This is a genomic window from Corynebacterium macclintockiae (assembly GCF_027570165.1).
In the GTDB taxonomy this organism is placed as follows: Bacteria; Actinomycetota; Actinomycetes; order Mycobacteriales; family Mycobacteriaceae; genus Corynebacterium; species Corynebacterium macclintockiae.
Genome location: NZ_JAKMUV010000001.1, coordinates 16464 through 34143, shown reverse-complemented (window position 1 = coordinate 34143; position 17680 = coordinate 16464). Strand labels below are relative to the sequence as shown.

General features: G+C 57.9%; 10 protein-coding genes, 1 tRNA gene and 2 pseudogenes. 4 read left to right on the top strand and 9 right to left on the bottom strand.

The features are described from left to right. Positions 1–12: 12 nt before the first annotated feature. From malP to L8U58_RS00135, 3 genes are all read right to left on the bottom strand, one after another. Complete coding sequence (gene malP, locus L8U58_RS00145) at positions 13–2391, bottom strand: maltodextrin phosphorylase MalP (RefSeq protein WP_269954412.1); 2379 nt, start codon at positions 2389–2391, stop codon at positions 13–15. 57 nt (positions 2392–2448) lie between these two features. Then, a complete protein-coding gene (locus L8U58_RS00140) occupies positions 2449–3999 on the bottom strand; it encodes a hypothetical protein (RefSeq protein WP_269954411.1) in 1551 nt (516 codons plus the stop codon). 559 nt (positions 4000–4558) lie between these two features. Further along, a complete protein-coding gene (locus tag L8U58_RS00135) occupies positions 4559–5686 on the bottom strand; it encodes a YihY/virulence factor BrkB family protein (protein ID WP_269954410.1) in 1128 nt (375 codons plus the stop codon). Between the two features lie 167 nt (positions 5687–5853). Here L8U58_RS00135 and L8U58_RS00130 point away from each other — a divergent pair, with 167 nt between their 5' ends. From L8U58_RS00130 to L8U58_RS00120, 3 genes are all read left to right on the top strand, one after another. Then, on the top strand, positions 5854–6459 hold the full coding sequence (locus tag L8U58_RS00130; RefSeq protein WP_269954409.1) for an HD domain-containing protein: 606 nt from the start codon (positions 5854–5856) through the stop codon (positions 6457–6459). Positions 6460–6582: 123 nt separating this feature from the next. Continuing rightward, positions 6583–6655, top strand: a tRNA-Glu gene (locus L8U58_RS00125). A 106-nt stretch (positions 6656–6761) separates the two neighbouring features. Next, positions 6762–8291 carry a peptide MFS transporter gene (locus L8U58_RS00120; protein ID WP_269954408.1) on the top strand — a complete coding sequence of 510 codons (1530 nt, stop codon included), beginning with the start codon at positions 6762–6764 and terminating at the stop codon, positions 8289–8291. Positions 8292–8321: 30 nt separating this feature from the next. On the opposite strand, the gene L8U58_RS00115 is transcribed toward L8U58_RS00120, so the two are convergent. From L8U58_RS00115 to L8U58_RS00100, 4 genes are all read right to left on the bottom strand, one after another. Further along, positions 8322–9413, bottom strand: a complete 1092-nt coding sequence (locus L8U58_RS00115; RefSeq protein WP_269954407.1) for a M24 family metallopeptidase — start codon at positions 9411–9413, stop codon at positions 8322–8324. Positions 9414–9533: 120 nt separating this feature from the next. Next, on the bottom strand, positions 9534–12110 hold the full coding sequence (locus L8U58_RS00110) for a DEAD/DEAH box helicase (RefSeq protein ID WP_269954406.1): 2577 nt from the start codon (positions 12108–12110) through the stop codon (positions 9534–9536). A 2-nt stretch (positions 12111–12112) separates the two neighbouring features. Then, positions 12113–14125, bottom strand: coding sequence for a site-specific DNA-methyltransferase (locus L8U58_RS00105; protein WP_269954405.1), 2013 nt, complete (start codon positions 14123–14125; stop codon positions 12113–12115). Positions 14126–14458: 333 nt separating this feature from the next. Continuing rightward, positions 14459–15400: a restriction endonuclease gene (locus tag L8U58_RS00100; RefSeq protein WP_269954404.1), complete on the bottom strand. Its 942-nt coding sequence runs from the start codon at positions 15398–15400 to the stop codon at positions 14459–14461. A gap of 241 nt (positions 15401–15641) precedes the next feature. On the opposite strand from L8U58_RS00100, the gene L8U58_RS00095 reads away from it, so the two are divergent. After that, positions 15642–16319 carry a CAP domain-containing protein gene (locus L8U58_RS00095; RefSeq protein WP_269954403.1) on the top strand — a complete coding sequence of 226 codons (678 nt, stop codon included), beginning with the start codon at positions 15642–15644 and terminating at the stop codon, positions 16317–16319. A 192-nt stretch (positions 16320–16511) separates the two neighbouring features. Here the strand turns inward: L8U58_RS00095 and L8U58_RS10320 are convergent. Both L8U58_RS10320 and L8U58_RS10315 read right to left on the bottom strand, forming a co-directional pair. Further along, positions 16512–16754: pseudogene (locus L8U58_RS10320) on the bottom strand (integrase core domain-containing protein); the annotation flags it as partial. A 174-nt stretch (positions 16755–16928) separates the two neighbouring features. Beyond that, a pseudogene (locus L8U58_RS10315) lies at positions 16929–17180 on the bottom strand (IS3 family transposase); the annotation flags it as partial. Positions 17181–17680 lie beyond the last annotated feature (500 nt).

The following is a 17680-nucleotide window of genomic DNA, read 5'->3' as shown; positions in this document are numbered from 1 at the left end:
GCAGGGCGGGAACTATTCGTTAATCGGCGCGGGCTCCAACTTCCAAACTTCCGTTGCGTAGTCACGGATCGTGCGGTCGGAGGAGAAGCGCCCGGATTCGCAGATGTTCACCCACGCCTTCTGTGCCCAGCCCTGCGGGTCGGCCGCGTAGTCGGCGGCCATACGGTCGCGTACGTCGCGGTAGTCCGCGAAGTCGCCCAGCACGTAGTAAGTGTCGGAGGCGCCCTCGCCGTAGCCGTGGATCAGTGACTGCTTCAGGTCGTAGAACCAGCCGGTGAAGTCGTCGTGCAGGGTGCCGTTATCTAGCGCATCCAGGGCGCGCTTCAGGCCGGGCACGGATTCGTACAGTTCGTAGGGCTTGTAGTCCGCGCGCAGCTCGGGCAGTTCCTCCACGCGGGCGCCGAAGATGTAGGCGTTATCCTCACCAACGGAATCCACGATCTCCACGTTCGCGCCATCCATGGTGCCCAGCGTCAGCGCGCCGTTCATCATGAACTTCATGTTGGAGGTGCCGGAGGCCTCCTTGCCCGCGGTAGAGATCTGCTCCGAGACATCGGAGGCCGGCAGGATGTGCTCGGCGGGGGAGACGTTGTAGTTCTCCACGAACACGACCTTCAGCAGCGGGGAAACCACCGGATCGTTGTTCACCAGGTCCGCGATTGCGTTGATCAGCTTGATGATGGCCTTTGCCCGCGTGTATCCCGGTGCGGCCTTCGCACCGAAGATGACGGTGCGCGGCGGCAGGTCGCGCTGGTGATCCTCCTTGATGCGGAAGTACAGGTCCAGCACGTACAGGGCGTTCAGCAGCTGGCGCTTGTACTCGTGCAGGCGCTTGATTTGCACGTCGAAGATGGAGTTCGGGTCGATGACCACGCCCTGGCGCTCGGCGATCCACTCGGCGAAGTCGTGCTTGTTGGAGGCCTTGATCTCGCGGAGCTCCTGCATGACCGCCGGGTCGGAGGCGTAGCTGCGCAGTTCCTTGAGGTTGTCGAGGTTGGTGACCCAGGCGTCATCACCAGAAAGGCGAGTAAGCAGCGCAGACAGGCGAGGGTTAATCATCCGCAGCCAGCGGCGCGGCGTAACACCGTTGGTCTTGTTGTTGAACTTCTCCGGCCACAGCGCGTGCCAATCGCCCAGGGTTTCGCGCTTGATGATCTCCGTGTGTAGCGCGGCCACGCCGTTGATGGAGTACGCGGCGTAGCAGGCGATCCACGCCATGTGCACCACGCCGTGTTGGATCGGGGCCATTCTTTGGATGGTGACGCCATCAATCCCCTCCGCTGAACGTTCGATGCGGAAGCGACGGTCGATCTCGGCGATGATCTCCCACACACGCCAGAACAGCTGCTGGAAGATCTGCTGGTCCCACTGCTCCAGAGCCTCGGTGAGGACGGTGTGGTTGGTGTATGCGAAGGTGTTGGAAACGATCTCCCAGGCTTCCTCCCAGCCCATGCCGTGCTCGTCCAGCAGCAGGCGCATGAGCTCCGGAATGGCCAGCACCGGGTGGGTATCGTTCAGCTGCACGGAGTGGAAGTCCGCGAAGTTCTTCAGATCCCCGTGGTGGGCCAGGTGGCTGCGGATCATTGCCTGCAGGGAGGCGGAGGTGAAGAAGTACTGCTGGCGCACGCGCAGCTTCTTGCCCTCGTAGGTGGTGTCGTTCGGGTAGAGCACGCGGCAGATATCGCTGACGCGCTCGCGCTCGATGATGGCATCGGTGAAGCGCTGGGAGTTGAAAGCGTCGTAGTCGAACTCCTCCCACGGCTCGGCCTTCCACAGGCGCAGGGTGCCCACGTTGCGGGTGCCGTAGCCGGTGATGGGCATGTCATAGGGGATCGCGCGGACCTTCATGTCGTCGAAGTGAACGACTAGCTGGTCGGAGGCGCGGCGGATAGTGAAGGGGTATTCCTCTTCGCGCCACGGGTCCGGGCGCTCCACCTGGAAGCCATTGTCGAAGGACTGGCGGAACAGGCCGTAGCGGTAAAGGATGCCGTAGCCGGTGACGGGGTAATCCTGGGTGACGGCGGAATCCAAGAAGCAGGCGGCCAGGCGACCCAGGCCACCGTTGCCCAGGGCGGCATCGTTTTCAATTTCTAGGACGTCCGCGAGCTCGTGGCCGAGCTCATGGGTGGCGGCCTGTGCTTCCTCGACGAGACCGAGGTTGGTGAGGTTATTTAGCAGCGCGCGGCCCATGAGGAACTCCGCGGAGAAGTAGTGCTGCTGGCGGGTGGCGTTGTAGGTCTGGCGGGTGCGTTCCCAATCGTCGGCGATGCGTTCTTGGATGTTGCGGGACAGTCCTGTCCAGAACTTACGGGTGGAAGCGTGTTCGGGGCTGGTGCCGGCGGCGGCGCGGACGTGGCCGCCTACGGTGGTGGAGTTCAGTTCGTGGCTCATAGTTCCCGATTCTATGGTGCCTGCGGTGAACTCGCTGGTCGGGTGCGGGGCAGGGGGCTAGTGGCCCTCTTTCTTCTCTTTTCCGTCGGAGCGGACGAGCCAGAAAAGCAAGCCAAGTACGACCAGAAGAGAGATCAGGGACATGATGGTCACAACGTCGCCTAACCCGGAATAGAGGAAATCCATCCAGTCGGGAACACCCAGCACGAAGGCAAATGCCAGGCCAACCAAGGTGATCCTGCGTTCGCGCTGTTTTTCTTTGTCTGCCACTTCCTTTTCCCGCTGGCGTTCAAGCACGCGTTGCTTCTCAATCTGTTTTTGTTGCTGCTCCTTTAGAGCGAAGCGGATGGAGTCGCCCTGAGTCCGATAGATACTTTCGCGCAACTGCAGTTCAGAGGACACTTCGGTGAAGTCGTTGTGAGCACCGGTGGATACGAGAATAGACCGAAGTACCTTTGTATCGACATCACGACCACTGACGGACTCGTACCAAAGGTGATCGCGGAAGGTCACGAATTCCGTTTGCAGGATCTCAAAGTTCTGCAGGCTGGTCTGCAGAATCTCTTGAGCCCGAGTGAGTGGCTCATCCGGACCTTCATCATCACACTGGTTCAGCAACGCGTTGAGCTCTTCCGACTTGAAGGTCATTGCCCGAAGCTGCTTTGCCATCCGCGTAAGGTAGCCGTCTGCACGGCGAACCAGAATTGCCAGATCCACAAAGCGCGTGCCCGCATACATCCAAAAAGAGTTGTTTCGATTATCCGCAGGCCGTCTGCGTATAACCGCCAGGCCATTTTCGGACGAGTGGAGCGCCCAATCGTGGTACAGCTGTACCCGCGATTCATCCAAGGATTCGTCGTCCAAGGCAGTGAGTTCAGGCTTAAATTGGTCAGCGCGGTTTGCTAGGAACCAACCCCAGGTATCGTGCGCAGTCCAGTTCTGGCGCTCTTCCGCAGTTGTCTGCCGGAATCGGCTGGCCAGCTGGAACGTATCCCTTCCCGGAATAGCCGTAGTAACAGCGAAGACACGGTTGCTGGCAGAAATGGGCGATTTATCTGACCTGTGAAGGAAACCACCGGCTGCCATTTTTAACTTCGGATTCTTGGGGTTATACCGTGCGCCGAGCAGCTCCATCTCTACTCGCTGAAGAAACAGCTGGATTAGGCTAGTTTTACCCGTTCGTGTTGTAGATTCCTCCGCGGTGACGGAGGACTCTTGCGTTGCATTGGGTAACAGCGACTGGAGTACGTCCCCATATTCACTTTCGGGGACACGGTAAGTGACCTTATTTCGTGGCTTATGTAGTGACTTCGAGATTTGCTCGAGCATCACGCTCGAACAATTCTCGGCCACAACGTGGAGTACCAAAAACTGATTTTCGAATTTGGGCAGCTGGCCTTGTCGATTGAGGTCAGTCGAAAGATCACGGAGCTTTGGGCCGCAGTAGTTCAATATCTCTGCGCATGCCAAAGTCACCTTCGCCGCGTTGTTGTCACCATCCTCGAGGTATAGAAAATGGCCTTCCTTTTCGCTCTGGCGAGGGTCTTGCGGAGGCGGCACTTGCTGGCCGGAAGAATTCGCATCCTGCGTAATATCCGGCTGAAACATACACCGAGATGCTTCGAACGTCACGTCATTATCTGCGGTCCGGGGAACCTTCTGCCAGTCGCTTCTGATCAATCCACCGTCCACAGCATCGGCACCGATCGAGTCGCGAAGTGGGGCGCGGAAGTGGGTATGTGCGTCTACGTGAAAAGCCCGCGGAGCGTAAAAGTAAGCAGGCTTGTCCCGCTCCTCGTCTAAAAGCGCGGTTGGTTTGAGGAAGAGATCAGTTTCCTTCTTTCGCGCAGGAACCTCGATTGTTTTGATTCCCCGGAATCTGCCTGGGATCCAAGCCTCTTGCGGGGGTGTGTCTACTAGTCCTGTAGGCATTGGAATTATCAGCGCAAAATGGGCAAGGCGCCACTCAGGCAGGTTAGATTCTTGAACCTCATACCAATTGGGTAGAAGGAACTTAGCGCCATAGTGAAAGTATTCGACTGATCGGTTTGAGTCTTGGTGTGTTGTGTCCGAGGAAGTCAAGCGAGTGGTCAAGTGAGTTCCTTCTCTAGCGGGAGGGTTTTCAGTTTTAGGGTAATTTAGCTGCACATCCAGTGCAGCATTTCCGCTATCTCTTCTGGATTCTCCGTGCGTCCTCCGTGAGCGAATCACTCACCCTATTGAACCCATCCACCGCTGCGGAGGAGCGCGGCGGAACCTGGATGATTCGCTCGGATTCCATGCCGGCCTGTAGCTCGCGCGTGCGGGCGATCTCGGCATCCAGCTTCACGCCGAGGAGCAGCAGGGAGTTGCTTAAGACCAAGCCGAGGAGGCCGACGATGATGCCTCCCAGCGCGCCGTAGATACCGATGTAACCGAAGTTGTTCAGATAGGCGCGTAGCAGCAGGCCGACGATAGTTATGCTGATCAGCGCGAATGTGGAGCCCACCGTTAGCCACCGCACGCGCCCGAAGCGCACGTTGGGGGCGACATGGTAGAGGATGGCGATGAGGATCGCCGACACGAAGAAGATCACTGGCCAGCGAAGGTACTGCCAGACCGGCAGGAAGTGCTCCAGGACGAAGGTGGTGAAGCCCTGTAGCCTAAGCGGCTCGGCGACCTTGTCCAGCAGTGGCCGGGCGATATCCTCCCGAAGAAAGTATGCGCCCGCGATGAAAACCAGTCCGATCACCAAAACAAGGGTGACTCCCCACATGGTTGCCCACGTCCTGATCAGGCCACGTCCTTCGCGCCGCCCGTACATTTCGTTGGACATACGGGAAAACGCGCGGAGGTAAGCCGACGAGGAAAACAAGGCAAGCAGCACGCTGATCACCAGCATGACGATGGATTGCTCCGTAGAGCCGATGACCGTGGAGACAATGCTCTGCGCATTGTCTTGGAAGTTGGTGGGGATGTTTTTATCGATGAATTCGTCGGTGAGCTCCGTGACCTGGTTGCGGTTTTGGTCAAGGAACAGCGTGATGATCGCATAAAAGGCCAGCAAAGTCGGCAGTCCGGTGAGCAGTGTGAAGAAGCTCAGCGTGGCGCCTTTGTCTAGCAAAGCGTTGAAGAAAACCTCGAAATAGAGACGCTTGGCGATGACCTTCCAAGTTGAGGGTTCCAGCCAGCGGTGCTCCCGCACGACTTCCTCGTGGTACGCCTCAGAGGGCAGTGCCGGTGTGACCTGCCCTCCGAGGGTGGGAACGATGCGCTCATCTGAGGGGCGTTCGTTCTGGGGTTTTTCAACACTCATTAGCTACTGAAGATACCTGGTAGGTGGGAGTTTGTAGCGGTGCGGACTGGGGGGCGTCGAGAAAAGAAATCGAACAAGGACACGCGAAGGGGAGGGGGTGTCCGGGGGATTCTTATAGTCAAGAGTGTTCCCGGAAAATGCCGGGCAGACCGAACAGGAGATTGACGATGACCGATGTCACTACTCGTGCAAAGGTGGGCGCGGGGTTGCTGGAAGTGGCGACCTCGCCGCGCCTGTTGAAGGCCATCAACGTGGCGGCGTACGCGCACCGCAACCACACTCGCAAAGGAACGAACATTCCTTATGTCTCGCACATTTTCAGCGTGATGCACCTGGCCAGCACGGTTACGGATGACGAAGACGTGCTGATCGCCGCGCTGTTTCACGACATTTTGGAGGACGTGCCGGAGGAGTACTCCGAGGCGCAGATGCGGGAGGACTTCGGCGACCGCGTAGTGGAGCTGGTGCTGGGGGTGACGAAGGACGACAGCATCACTGACTGGCAGGAACGCTCCGATGCTTATCTGGCGCACCTTTCCGGCGCCGATGAGGGCTCCGTGATCGTTTCCGTGGCGGACAAGCTGCACAACCTGCTTTCGATCCTGGCCGATCACGCCGAGATCGGGGATGAGCTGTGGGGACGCTTCAACTCCGGAAAGGATAGGCAGCAGTGGTGGTACGGCGCGGTCAGCGAGGTCGCTGCCAAACGCATTCCCGGTAACCCTCTGGTCGCGGTGCTGGAGGAGAAGGTCGCGGAACTGCGTGCGCTGTAGGCGCTGTGTGGCGTGGCTGTAAAAACGCTGCGCCACCTGCGGATTAGGTAGGTAAAGGAACTACTGTGTAGAGTTCTTTCTTGCTGCTTGCAAAAGCACGCGCGCCGATCATGTGGCGCACGCGCCCCGTTCGTCTAGCGGCCTAGGACGCCGGCCTCTCACGCCGGTAACACGGGTTCAAATCCCGTACGGGGTACAAAATTGGGGGATGGGGATTTCGGGATGCCCCTTGTTCACAACTATTTCCAAAAAAATAGTTGAATAGTTTCAACTATTAGCAACGGTTGTGATGGAATTAACGAATGACATCTCAATCTCAATCGGAGGGTTCCCCCGCACCAGACGGGTCCTCCACAGCAACCGCGCAATCATCTAGCGCACACCAAGAAGAGCGGACATTCTTCGGCCACCCCTTCGGCCTAGCTAACCTCTCCGGCGTGGAGATGTGGGAGCGCTTCAGCTTCTACGGCCTCCAGGCCTTGCTTGCCTTCTACCTCTACTACTCCGTGACTGACGGCGGCCTCGGCATGGACAAGAGCACCGCCACCTCCATCGTCGGTGCCTACGGTGGCCTGGTGTACCTCACCGGTGTGGCTGGCGCGTGGGTTGCCGACCGCATCCTCTCTGCAGAACGCACCCTGTACTACTCAGCGGTGCTGGTCATGCTCGGCCACATCAGCCTGGCACTTATGCCGGGCTACATCGGCGTGATCCTGGGTCTGGTGTTCATCGCCGTTGGCTCCGGTGCCCTCAAGACGACCTCGCAGGTGGTTCTGGGCGACCTCTACGACCGCGATGACCCTCGCCGCGACGGTGGCTTTTCTATCTACTACATGGGCGTGAACATCGGTGGCCTGCTCGGCCCGCTGATCACCAACGCGCTGTGGGGCTGGAAGGGCTTCCACTGGGGCTTTGGCGCCGCCGCCCTGATGATGGCTATCGGCCTGGTGCAGTACACCCTCTTGCGTAAGCAGACCATTCAGGACGCGGGCCACGACGTTGTTAACCCGCTGCCGCGTAGGAAGTACCTGCCGGTATTCATCGGCGCTGCTGCAGCGATCGTTGTTTTCGTACTGCTGTTCGTCACCGGTGTGCTGAAGGTTGGGCAGCTGTCCAACATCACGGCGCTCCTGGCCGTCATCATTGCCGTGGTTCTGTGGGTGCAGATGTACCGTTCCAAGCTGGTCACGGATGTCGAGCGTTCCCGCCTTGTCGGCTTTATCCCCATGTTCGTGGCTTCCGTGGCGTTCTGGTCGCTGTTCCAGCAGCAGTTCACCGTGATTGCCGTGTACTCCGATGAGCGCCTGAACCGCAACCTCTTTGGTCTGGAGATTCCCCCGGGCGTGGTGCAGTCCATCAACCCGCTGTTCATCATCCTGTTCGCTGCCGTGTTCGGCGCGCTGTGGACGAAGCTGGGGGACAAGCAGCCTTCCTACGCCGCGAAGTTCTCTATGGCGCTGGTTGTGATTGGCGGTGCGCTGTTGCTGTTCCTGCCGTTTGCCGGTGGCGGAGCGAACTCCACCCCGATGTGGGCCATGGTGCTGATCCTGTTCCTGTTCACTATGGGCGAGCTGATGCTGAGCCCCGTGGGTAACTCCATGGCCACCCGCTTGGCCCCGAAGGCATTCCCTACCCGCATGTTCGGCCTGTGGTTGCTGTCGATCAGTTTGGGCACGTCCCTGTCGGGTAGCCTGGCTGCCTTCTACAATCCGGAGGATGCCTCCGCGGAGCGGACTTACTTCATCGCGATGTTCGCGGTGATGGTCGGCCTGGGCGCGGTCATGTTCTTGGCCCGCAAGTGGATCCTTAAGCTGTTCGTGGATATCCACTAATTCCAGCGAGGGCATCCAGCCCGCCGGTTCTCACCCCACGCGCACAAGCTCGTGGGGTGTCTTGTTTATGGGCTCTACATTTTTGGACGCCACAATCACAATGTCTTCGATGCGTGCGCCCCACTGACCGGGGATGTAGATGCCGGGTTCAATGGAGAATGCCATGCCCTCTTCAATCACAAAGTCGTTGCCGGCGATGATGAATGGCTCTTCGTGGCAGGAAAGCCCGATGCCGTGGCCCGTGCGGTGGATGAAGTATTCCCCGTAGCCGGCTTCCTCGATGATGTCGCGGACGACCTTGTCCACTTCGCCTGCCGTCACGCCGGGCTTGGCGAACTCCAGGCCGGCCTCCTGGGCGCGCTGCAGCACGTCGTAAATCTTCTGCTGCTCGTCCGTGGGCTCGCCAACAACGTAGGTGCGGGTGCAGTCGGAGTGGTAGCCGCTGGCCAGGGTGCCGCCGATGTCGACGACCACCACGTCGCCGGATTCGATGACGCGATCAGAGTGGTCGTGGTGCGGGTCCGCGCCGTGCGGGCCGGAGCCGACGATGATGAAGTCCACGACCTCGTGCTCTTCGAGGATCAGGCGTTCCAGTTCCTTGGCCACGTCGTTCTCGGTCACGCCCGCGCGCAGCAGGTTCGGGACCTGGCGGTGGACTTCGTCGATGGCGGCACTTGCGCGGCGCAGCTCGGCAAGCTCCTCGTCGTCCTTGCGGATGAACGCCTGGGCGAGCACCTGGGTGGCGTTGACCGTGGAGATGCCGCGGGACTGCAGCTCCAGCAGGTGGTCGGCGGTCATGGCAGCGCTGACGGCGTAGGAGCCTTCGGTGATGTACCCGTAGGGGTCTTCGCCGTCGTTCCACCCGATGATTTCCACGCCGAGTTGGCCGGCGACGGATTTCTTCAGGTCAGCGACATCCACGCCGGGCACGATGATGCGGGTGGCGTCCTTAGTAAGGACCAGAGCCGTGAACCGCTCGTGGGTGGTGATCTTCGACGAGATCAGGTACTCCATGTCCGGACCGGGAGTGACGATCACGCCGTCCAGACCCGCCTGTGCGGCGATGTCGCGGACGGTGGCTAGGCGCTTGCTAAACGTTTCGGTTGGGAAGAAATCGCTCATGCTCACCAGGGTACGCGCCGGAGTCTGGGGGAGCGGTGGGGTGTGGGGCGGCTGGTAGCAGTTGCCGGCAGGACTTCGCCACAAGTTCCTGAGACTGCCAACGGGCGTTTGGTCGCCTTATTACAACTTTGGCATGCGCTCTGTCACCGAACCGGCAACCAAGTCGGCCCACGAGTCGGAAGATGCGATGTCATCTTCGTACGCGATAAGGTAACCCCAGGTTTGGTTCTCGTACTCTGGCATGCCCACGAGTTGGCGTACCACGCGCTCCGCGGCTGCCCGCTTGGCTTGAACGCGCTCGTCGTCGCGGCCGCGGTTTTCCTTCGCCTCGACAATCCAGTAGGTGCCTTCCTTGTCGCAGACAACAAAGTCAGGCACGTATGAATGGTGCGGGGTGTAGGCCACCCGTGCCCCTTCGTGGTTGTAAATACGCTTCCACCATACAACGTTCGGGTCGAGGTCGAGAAGCGCTGCCAGGCGGTACTCACCGGTAAACGAGTCGAAGCGTGCGGCCTCGAAAAGCCCCTTCTTCCAGGTGCCGTAGTACTCGGAGTCGCTAAAGCCTGCCTTTCCTGCGCTCTTTGCCTGTCGGTCAAGGAGGTCGAGAACCTTTTTGTCGAGTTCCAGCGAGAATGAGTCGTCAATGGGTAGTGTCACCGGGTGAATAGTCACCTTCGTTCCTGTCTGAGCGTTAGCCTTCTTAGACTCTTCAACCACGAGGTCTTTCAGGTGCCGAGCCGCGGACTCCTTGGCCTTCTCCGTCCACTGCTCAATCTTGGCCGCCTCCATAAAGGTCGGCACAATGCGACGCTTGAGTTGGCTAGTGTTTTCTGGCGTTGAGGCTACAGCTCCGGACCCCATAACGCGACGGATAAGTTCCGCGGCAACCTGGGAGGAAGACTGTCGAAAACTCGGTACCGCGGAACGCTCGTCATTGTCGAGTTCGATGGCGTTTCCCTCTTCTGCCACGCCGATCTTCGTGCGAGCTAAGTACTCGTCAGTGTCGGTGACCTTGTCTGCCCGCTCAGCAATGACGGAGTTCGGAATGTCGACCAGCTCGAACTGTTTCTTCGTCTTCGTCATGGTCGAAGACGGGAAGTCGAAGGTGGTGCCGGCGAACGCTTGGTTGATGTGGACGACGACCGGTGTGAACACTTCGACACCTTTTGCAATATCGTCTTCGTCGGTGAGTGCTCGTGTGCCGACCGTACTGCCGCCTGAAGCAGGAGGAATGTCGTCTGGGGTAAGTAAGTCTTCGCCAGGCTGCACCGTGGTGGTGCCAGCCTCGCCGGTAGTAGTGGTGACACCCGCGGTGCCGTTACCGGTTCCAGTGCCAACCTGCGGCGGGTTAGAAGTGCCAGGCGGGGTGATAATCTCCACACCTTCTGCGTCCTCAACTGCGTCGTCGATACCGAACTGCTTGAGCACGTTTTCGCTTTCCAGTAGTTTCACGAATGACTCGTGCGACAAGATATCCAACTCGTCAATGGCCGACACCCTCGTAAGCGCCCCGAACGGCAAGCGAAGGCCTCGGCCCATGACCTGCTGGGTGAGCACCTCAGAGCCCATTGTGCGAAGGGTACACATCACAGCAATGCGCTTCGTGTCCCAGCCTTCGCGGAGCTTATTGACCGAGACGATAACCCGAACCGGGGAGTTGTCTGTGTCGAGGTAGCGCAAGAAAGACTGGGTGGTGTTGTCGTTGTGCTCGTTGTCTACCTGGAGCACCGCAAGCGGGTCACCCACGAAACCTGGGCCGCGCAGGCGCTCGGCGACCTCGGTGGCGTGAGGCACACTGGAACAGACCACGAACAGCAGCGGCTTGGTCTGCTTGCCGTTCGAGTGCGCTTCCCTATAGTTCGCGTACGCCTCCTCCTTGATAGCCAACAGCGACAGAGCATCTTGGAGCTGGCGGCTTTCCGAGTCGTAGCCCGAGTCGCGGTAGACCAGCACCGGCTGTTTGACGTAGCCTTCTTGAATAGCACGCCACAGCGGGTAGCGGTAGACGATGTCATCACCCTCGTCCGGGGAAGCAGTAAGCCCCACGGTCACAGCCGGCTTGAGAGAGGTCAACGACTCGCGGAACCTCTTTGCAGTGGTGCCGAACAGGTGAGACTCGTCGGCAATGATGACCAGGTCTTCGGTGTCGATAAGTCGCTGTGCCAGGGCTCCGGAGTCCTCTTGGAACTTCCAAGTCTTCCGGCGTGCTGCTTCTTCGCCAGTGGCGACGTTCTTTCCACCCTCCTTTGGCGGAATGAGTTGGTGGACATTGAATACGTAGAGCGTCGAGGCACCTTCACCTACAAACAGGTCAGCCGCGACGTCGTTTACTCGCAAGTTTGACACGTCACCCGGGGTGACCAGCCGGGGCGGAATATCGAAGCCGCCAATGTAGCGGTGCGAGCTCTCCGAGAAGTCGAGGACCGTCTTGTCCTGCACAACCTTTGTCGGAGTGACCACCATGACGTTGGGGTGGCCTTGGCGGCGCAAGTACTCAATAAATGCTGCCATGACATAGGTCTTGCCAGCACCCGTTGCGAGGTTGAGCACCAACGGTTCTAAAGCGTCGTAGTCACCTGATTCGATTCGTTTCACCAATTCGGTGAGCGCTTCAGTATTCGGTGCGCGGAGGTCGAATTTTGAGGTTAGTTCCGCTACCAGGTTCTCGTCGTAGGAGAGGTTCAATTTCTGTGCCATGGTTACTTCTCCTCCTCGGCAGCGCCGGAGTACGGGAAAATCTCAAGCGGGACGTGAACGACCCGCGAGCCGTTCTTGAACCCGCGGACATGCTCGCGGGCGAAGTCATCGACCACAGTTGCCGCGAACAGGACAGAGTGTCCTTCTGGGAGGTGGGCCATAACCTCGCCCACCTTCTCTTCGTCAAGCACACCTTCAACAACGACGAGGCGCTCGCGGCCACGCTTGCCGTCGAAGTACAGGTCTTCGGGGGCGAGTGCAAAGCGAAGCTGTGCCGCCACAGAACGCACGAGCAGGTCGCCAGTGGCGTGCTCGCTCAGAGTGGTCAGAGCCACCTCCGGGTCGTAGTCGAAGCAGGCCGGCTCAAGGCGTGCGACCTGGAAGCCTCCGCCGCCTCGCCAGTTGACCACGCCCTTGACCGGCTTGGTCTTGGTCATGGCTTTGAGTTGCTTAACCGCAGGATTCTTTTTGAGCTCGTCGTCGTGCTTGATGGTCTTATTCAGCAAAGACGTGAACTTCTGTGCCTCCTCCGGGGTAAGCCCCTCGGGCAAACCGCCCTCAGTAGCGTCAGCTCGCCCCTCTTTCTGGAGCGTGATTCCGCCCCGGTCCTCGTTGTTGACAACCTTCTCCAGGCGCGGGCGAGTAAAGCGGTTGAACGTGTCCTCCACGAGTTCGCAGGTGACCCAGCGACGGCCCATTTTCTGGGAAACAGCAGCAGTGGTTCCCGACCCGGCGAACACGTCGAGGACGATGTCGCCGGGGTTCGTGGCGATGTGGAGTACGCGCTCTAGAAGACGCTCTGGCTTGGGAGTTGAAAAGGCTGTGGTATCAGGGAACAGTGACCTGATTTCTTTGATTGCGGCGTCGTTGTGGCCGACTTCATCGTGGGGAAGTAGGTTCTGGGGAACTCGACCGGCTACTTCGCTTAGGTAGCGCTTGCGCCTGAAACCGCCAAGACCGCCGCGGGTTAAGACGAATGTGGGCCATTTTCCTCGTTCATAAACCTCTACTGCGTGTTTTTTGTCATTCTCGTCCCAATCGGGAATCACGAGAGGCTTAATATCGTCGCGTAGCACTACCCCTGGACCGACGGTATAACGGCGGGACTGCATTTCCCGCTCGTCGTTCTCGCCCAACTCATACCTGCCCCAGCCCTGCATGATTTCGAAAAGCTTCTCCTGCGAGAAAGCCCAGCAGCGACGCGAGCTCGGGTACAACATTTCGCCAGTAATTGGGTGCTGTATACCGAATACAGAGGGATGCTGCCTATCACCGCGGGTAGGTGCAGCGGGGTCACTCATTGTCCAAGGGCCGTTCGGATCCTCGTCTGGATTGGAGTAGAGTAAGTCCATTCCGGCGGTCCGAGGTAGCCGATTAGGAAGAAACCTCGAAGACTTGCGGTACACGATAATTGCGTCTGTAACCGAGGGAATTGTATTCGAGTCGTTTCGCGGTGAGTATGTCTTCTGCCAAACCATCTCGCTCACGAAGTTCCCGCTTCCAAACACCTCGTCCATAAGCGACCGCATCCGGTGGCTTTCCACGTCGTCCAGGTGAACCCAGATCGATCCGTCCTCGCTCAGCAGGTCGCGCATGTGCAGCAGACGGTCTCGCATCATGGTGAGCCAGACTGAATGCTCCAGGTTGTCCTCATAATTGGCGAAGGTCTGAGCCGTGTTAAACGGTGGGTCAATGTAGATGCACTTGACTTTTCCGACGTACTTTCTTGACCACTCCGGAATGCGCGTCAGCGCTTCGAGTACGTCGCCAGACTCGCCCAGAATTAGCAAGTTGTCAGACTGCGGCTCCAGGTCAGCACGCTCGGAGTAGGTGGTGTCTTCCTCTTTGTCTGCCCTCGTCCCGGTGACCGTTTCGTCGACCGTCAAGACTCTGGTTTCACAGTATCTCGGGTCGCGCGGATCTACCCAGGTGTAGCCGTAGCGTCCATGCTCGGTGGGAATGAGTGCCTTGTCCTTGTTTGTCCAGGTAAGTTCAAGACGCTGTTGTTTGCTCAACTGTGTTTCCTTCTCTAATAACCACCGTGCGCGTTGTCACTTCTTAGAATAGTCGGGGACGCTCACGCGGTAGGAAAACTGGCGCACGGGTGCCGACTACTCCTTTTCAGCTTGGAAAGGTTTCCACCTGTTGAGCCGCACGAAGACAACAGACGTTACTAGGGCTGACGTGGAGCGAACACTCACTTTACAGACGCCCGCGATAAGGCAGAGCTGAACCTCTCTAAAGTTCACGCGAGCCCTAAGGACTACATGAGGATCCGCCGCTCGTGATGCGAGTTCGACGGGCACTGCCGCTTCGAATAGTTGATGCAATCAATCGGCCGTTCGCAATCAGTCGAATTTATCGAACCATCGCGGATCCACCGTCGGGCGTAGCTTCACCCCAGATTCTCCATCCGCGCGGATGAGTTCTGCGAGGCGGTCGCCGCTAATCAAGTCAACCGTCGGAACCGTGGAGGTTGCTGCTTTCCGGGCAGGGTCTGTAAAGCGACTAAGCGTCACAATGATCGCCCGCTCCGCGCCCTTCGTCTGCGCGTCACGTTGGAAAAGCGCTACGGTCTCGCGACCAATTGGCTTACCCTCGGGTGCATAGCGTTTGATCTGTACAGCTACGCGCGAGGAAAGAACCGGGCTCAGTGGTGCAGTGCCTATCGCATCGACGCCTTCATCCCCAGAGGCACCAGTGTGCTGAAGCTGCAACCCGTATCGGCGCAGTAGATAGATGACAAACTTTTCAAAGCCCTCTGGAGTGAGCTGGTGTAGCCGATTCAGCAGCTGGCTCTTCCAATCGCGATCTTTGGCCTCCTCGTTGGACTCTGTCAGAATCTCCTGGTCGGGAACATCGTCTTCTTCCTCCTGGGGAACGGCATCTTCCTCTTGCTTTCTTAGTTTTCGCTTTGCCCGATAAGCTTCCCGATCAAGCTCTCGGACTCTCTCATATGCAAGATCATCAGACAGTTTAAGAAGCTGTTCACCGGCATCTGTGAGTAGATACATGCCCCGGTCTGGTTGCTCGAGAACTCCGATCCGTTTAGCCGTGGCTCGACCCCAGCCGATGCGCTCGATGAGAACCGAATCGTTTGGCCTGTTCGGATATGTCGCAAGTACAAGTTCCTCGGAGTTTGGAACCAGATCCAAGACCTCCTCAGCCATCTCGCTGACCTTCGCCGATCCACCTAAGCGGTTCACCGCTTTCACAATCGGAACGACGAGTTGCTGGTGGGTGGGTATGCCTAGTTCAGTGAACGATCCATTGGGGTTTTCAGCTTCCATGTTGATGATTCTCCCAAAGTATGTGGCCACGCGAGAGGGAACGCTGGATGTGTTCAAGCTAACTTTACCTATGATAAAAAGTAGCCATGATTAAACTATGGGGAATGTAAGATCAGCTATTGCAGGGTTCCTCTTTGAAGTGGCGGCGCAGATCCGGTTCTCGCAGCACTCGGGGAACGATTTTTCGATCAACTTCCTGTTTGCTCGGTTGGTCGTTGAACAGTGTTGGAGGATTTAGAGAATGCGCAAAACTACGAAGAAAGCTCTGTCGATCGGGCTTTCGGTCGGTCTTGTTTTCGCCGGAGTGCACGCTGTTGACGAGCCTGAAGTGCGTGCTGAGACCGTATCCACTTCAGCTCAAGGTGTGCCCGCGCCTCCGGCGCTAAGTCTGGAGTTGGATCCTCGAATCCTTAGCGCGGTGAGCTTCGGAGTTATCGCGTTGATCGTCACAATCGTTTCTGCAGTGATGAATAAGTCGGGAGGAAATAATAGCTCCGGAAACTCTGGTGGTACGGCCACGAACCCACCAACTGATGAACGTGCATACCTGGCAAATCTGCGTTCAGATTTTATTAGTCAGTTGCGAGCTCACAGGACTGCAAATGATTTTCCGGGGAATAAAATCAATCCGGTGAAACCCATCCATTACGACGATGCTCTAAACAGCTATGCTGATGGTTGGTCTTCCACGATGGCTAGGACTCAAGATTACAATCATGGCCCGAAGATCTCTGGCAGGGTATGCCAGGAAAACCTCATGATGCATTACTCCGCGCCTAGTGCTGAAGACTTAATGAATGCATGGAAGAATTCGCCCGGGCACAATCAGACAATGCTGGTCTCCGAATATAAGGACATTGGGCTGTCGACCAAGTTCGGTAATGGAGCCTACTATTCCACTCTGATCATGTGCCGGTAGGGAGTGTTCCTAAATAGTTTGTCAACCTCGCGTGTGGCTCAGCAGTGGTTGTTTGGCCGTGTTGCTTTCGGGCAGGGCTGCTAGCCGCCTGGGATTTTACCCAGACGGCTGGCAGCGTCCTGGAATTGGTTCCGTTTCTTTTACGACCCTGTGTTGATGGGCTAGGTGGGCTAGTACTCGGTTTCCACTTCCTGGGGTGTCGAAGTCCAACGCTTCGTGAAGCCGCTTGGTGTTCCACCAATGCACCCACCGCAAGGTGGCCAGTTCGACTTCTCCGACCGACGTCCACGGGCCTTGGGTATGAATCAGTTCCGCCTTGTAGAGACCGTTGGCTGTTTCGGCTAGAGCATTGTCATAAGAATCGCCGACTGTTCCCACACTTGGCCGAACTCCGGATTCCGCTAGCGCGGTGTAGTCGAATCCTGATGGGGTGTGAACGTAGGTAATATCGGCCACCCAAAGCCCGCCTGGTGCTTGTGCACGGAAGTTTCGGCGCACAAGATCCGGACGATGATCCGGCACCATAGGGCTGACCGTGGTAATCGGGGTGCGTCCATGTCTGCGGCCAGAAACACCTGCTAATTCCATTAACCGGGCGGTTTTGTCACGGCCGATATGAAATCCTTCACGGTTCATCGCGTGCCAGATTTTGCGGATACCGTAGACCGAGAAATTCTCCGCATGCACACGCAGTATCTCTGGGATGAGAAGGCTATCGCTTAAGGCCCTTGCGCTGGGAACACGTGTGGTGGCTTTGCGGTAGCCGCGTGAGGTGATGAATCCACGACCTGCTTGTTTAAGGACTCGGCAGATGGCCTCGACCCCAAATTGCTCCTTGTGTTCATCGATGTAGGAGATCATTTGCTCGTGGGTCGGTCGAGTTCCGCTGCGAAAAAAGCCGAAGCAGTCTTAAGGATCCCGTTTGCTCTTTTCAGTTCGCGGTTTTCTCGGCGTAGTCGTTTGAGCTCTTCTTCCTTGGTTTCGCCGATTGTTGGTGCTGCTTGATCTTCGGCTGCGATGCTGCCGCGGTACCAGGCGCGCAACGTGTGGTGGGACACACCAAGGGGTTCTCCGATTTCCTCGTAAGCGTGTTGACGTCAACAAGACACAAGACGCACCATCTCATGGACTTGGTGGACCGCCATTTCTTGAACTCGGCGGAATACTTTTAGGGCATAGTGCCAATCCTTCCTTAGCAGAGGTAGGAACTAAACCCAGGACGATTCAAGGTTGCAGGGGTACTTGCTTTACAGACCTTATCGGAACATGAAAGTTGTAAGGCTAGGGTGATGTGAAAAACCGATCATAGAAGAGTGCATGCGTGTAAGATATCAAACGATAGTTGGCATCTAGACGAAGGT

Coding starts and splice junctions, on each gene's coding strand:
- malP (WP_269954412.1), bottom strand. CDS start 2,391: ATGAGCCACGAACTGAACTCCACCACCGTAGGCGGCCACGTCCGCGCC.
- L8U58_RS00140 (WP_269954411.1), bottom strand. CDS start 3,999: ATGTTTCAGCCGGATATTACGCAGGATGCGAATTCTTCCGGCCAGCAA.
- L8U58_RS00135 (WP_269954410.1), bottom strand. CDS start 5,686: ATGAGTGTTGAAAAACCCCAGAACGAACGCCCCTCAGATGAGCGCATC.
- L8U58_RS00130 (WP_269954409.1), top strand. CDS start 5,854: ATGACCGATGTCACTACTCGTGCAAAGGTGGGCGCGGGGTTGCTGGAA.
- L8U58_RS00120 (WP_269954408.1), top strand. CDS start 6,762: ATGACATCTCAATCTCAATCGGAGGGTTCCCCCGCACCAGACGGGTCC.
- L8U58_RS00115 (WP_269954407.1), bottom strand. CDS start 9,413: ATGAGCGATTTCTTCCCAACCGAAACGTTTAGCAAGCGCCTAGCCACC.
- L8U58_RS00110 (WP_269954406.1), bottom strand. CDS start 12,110: ATGGCACAGAAATTGAACCTCTCCTACGACGAGAACCTGGTAGCGGAA.
- L8U58_RS00100 (WP_269954404.1), bottom strand. CDS start 15,400: ATGGAAGCTGAAAACCCCAATGGATCGTTCACTGAACTAGGCATACCC.
- L8U58_RS00095 (WP_269954403.1), top strand. CDS start 15,642: ATGCGCAAAACTACGAAGAAAGCTCTGTCGATCGGGCTTTCGGTCGGT.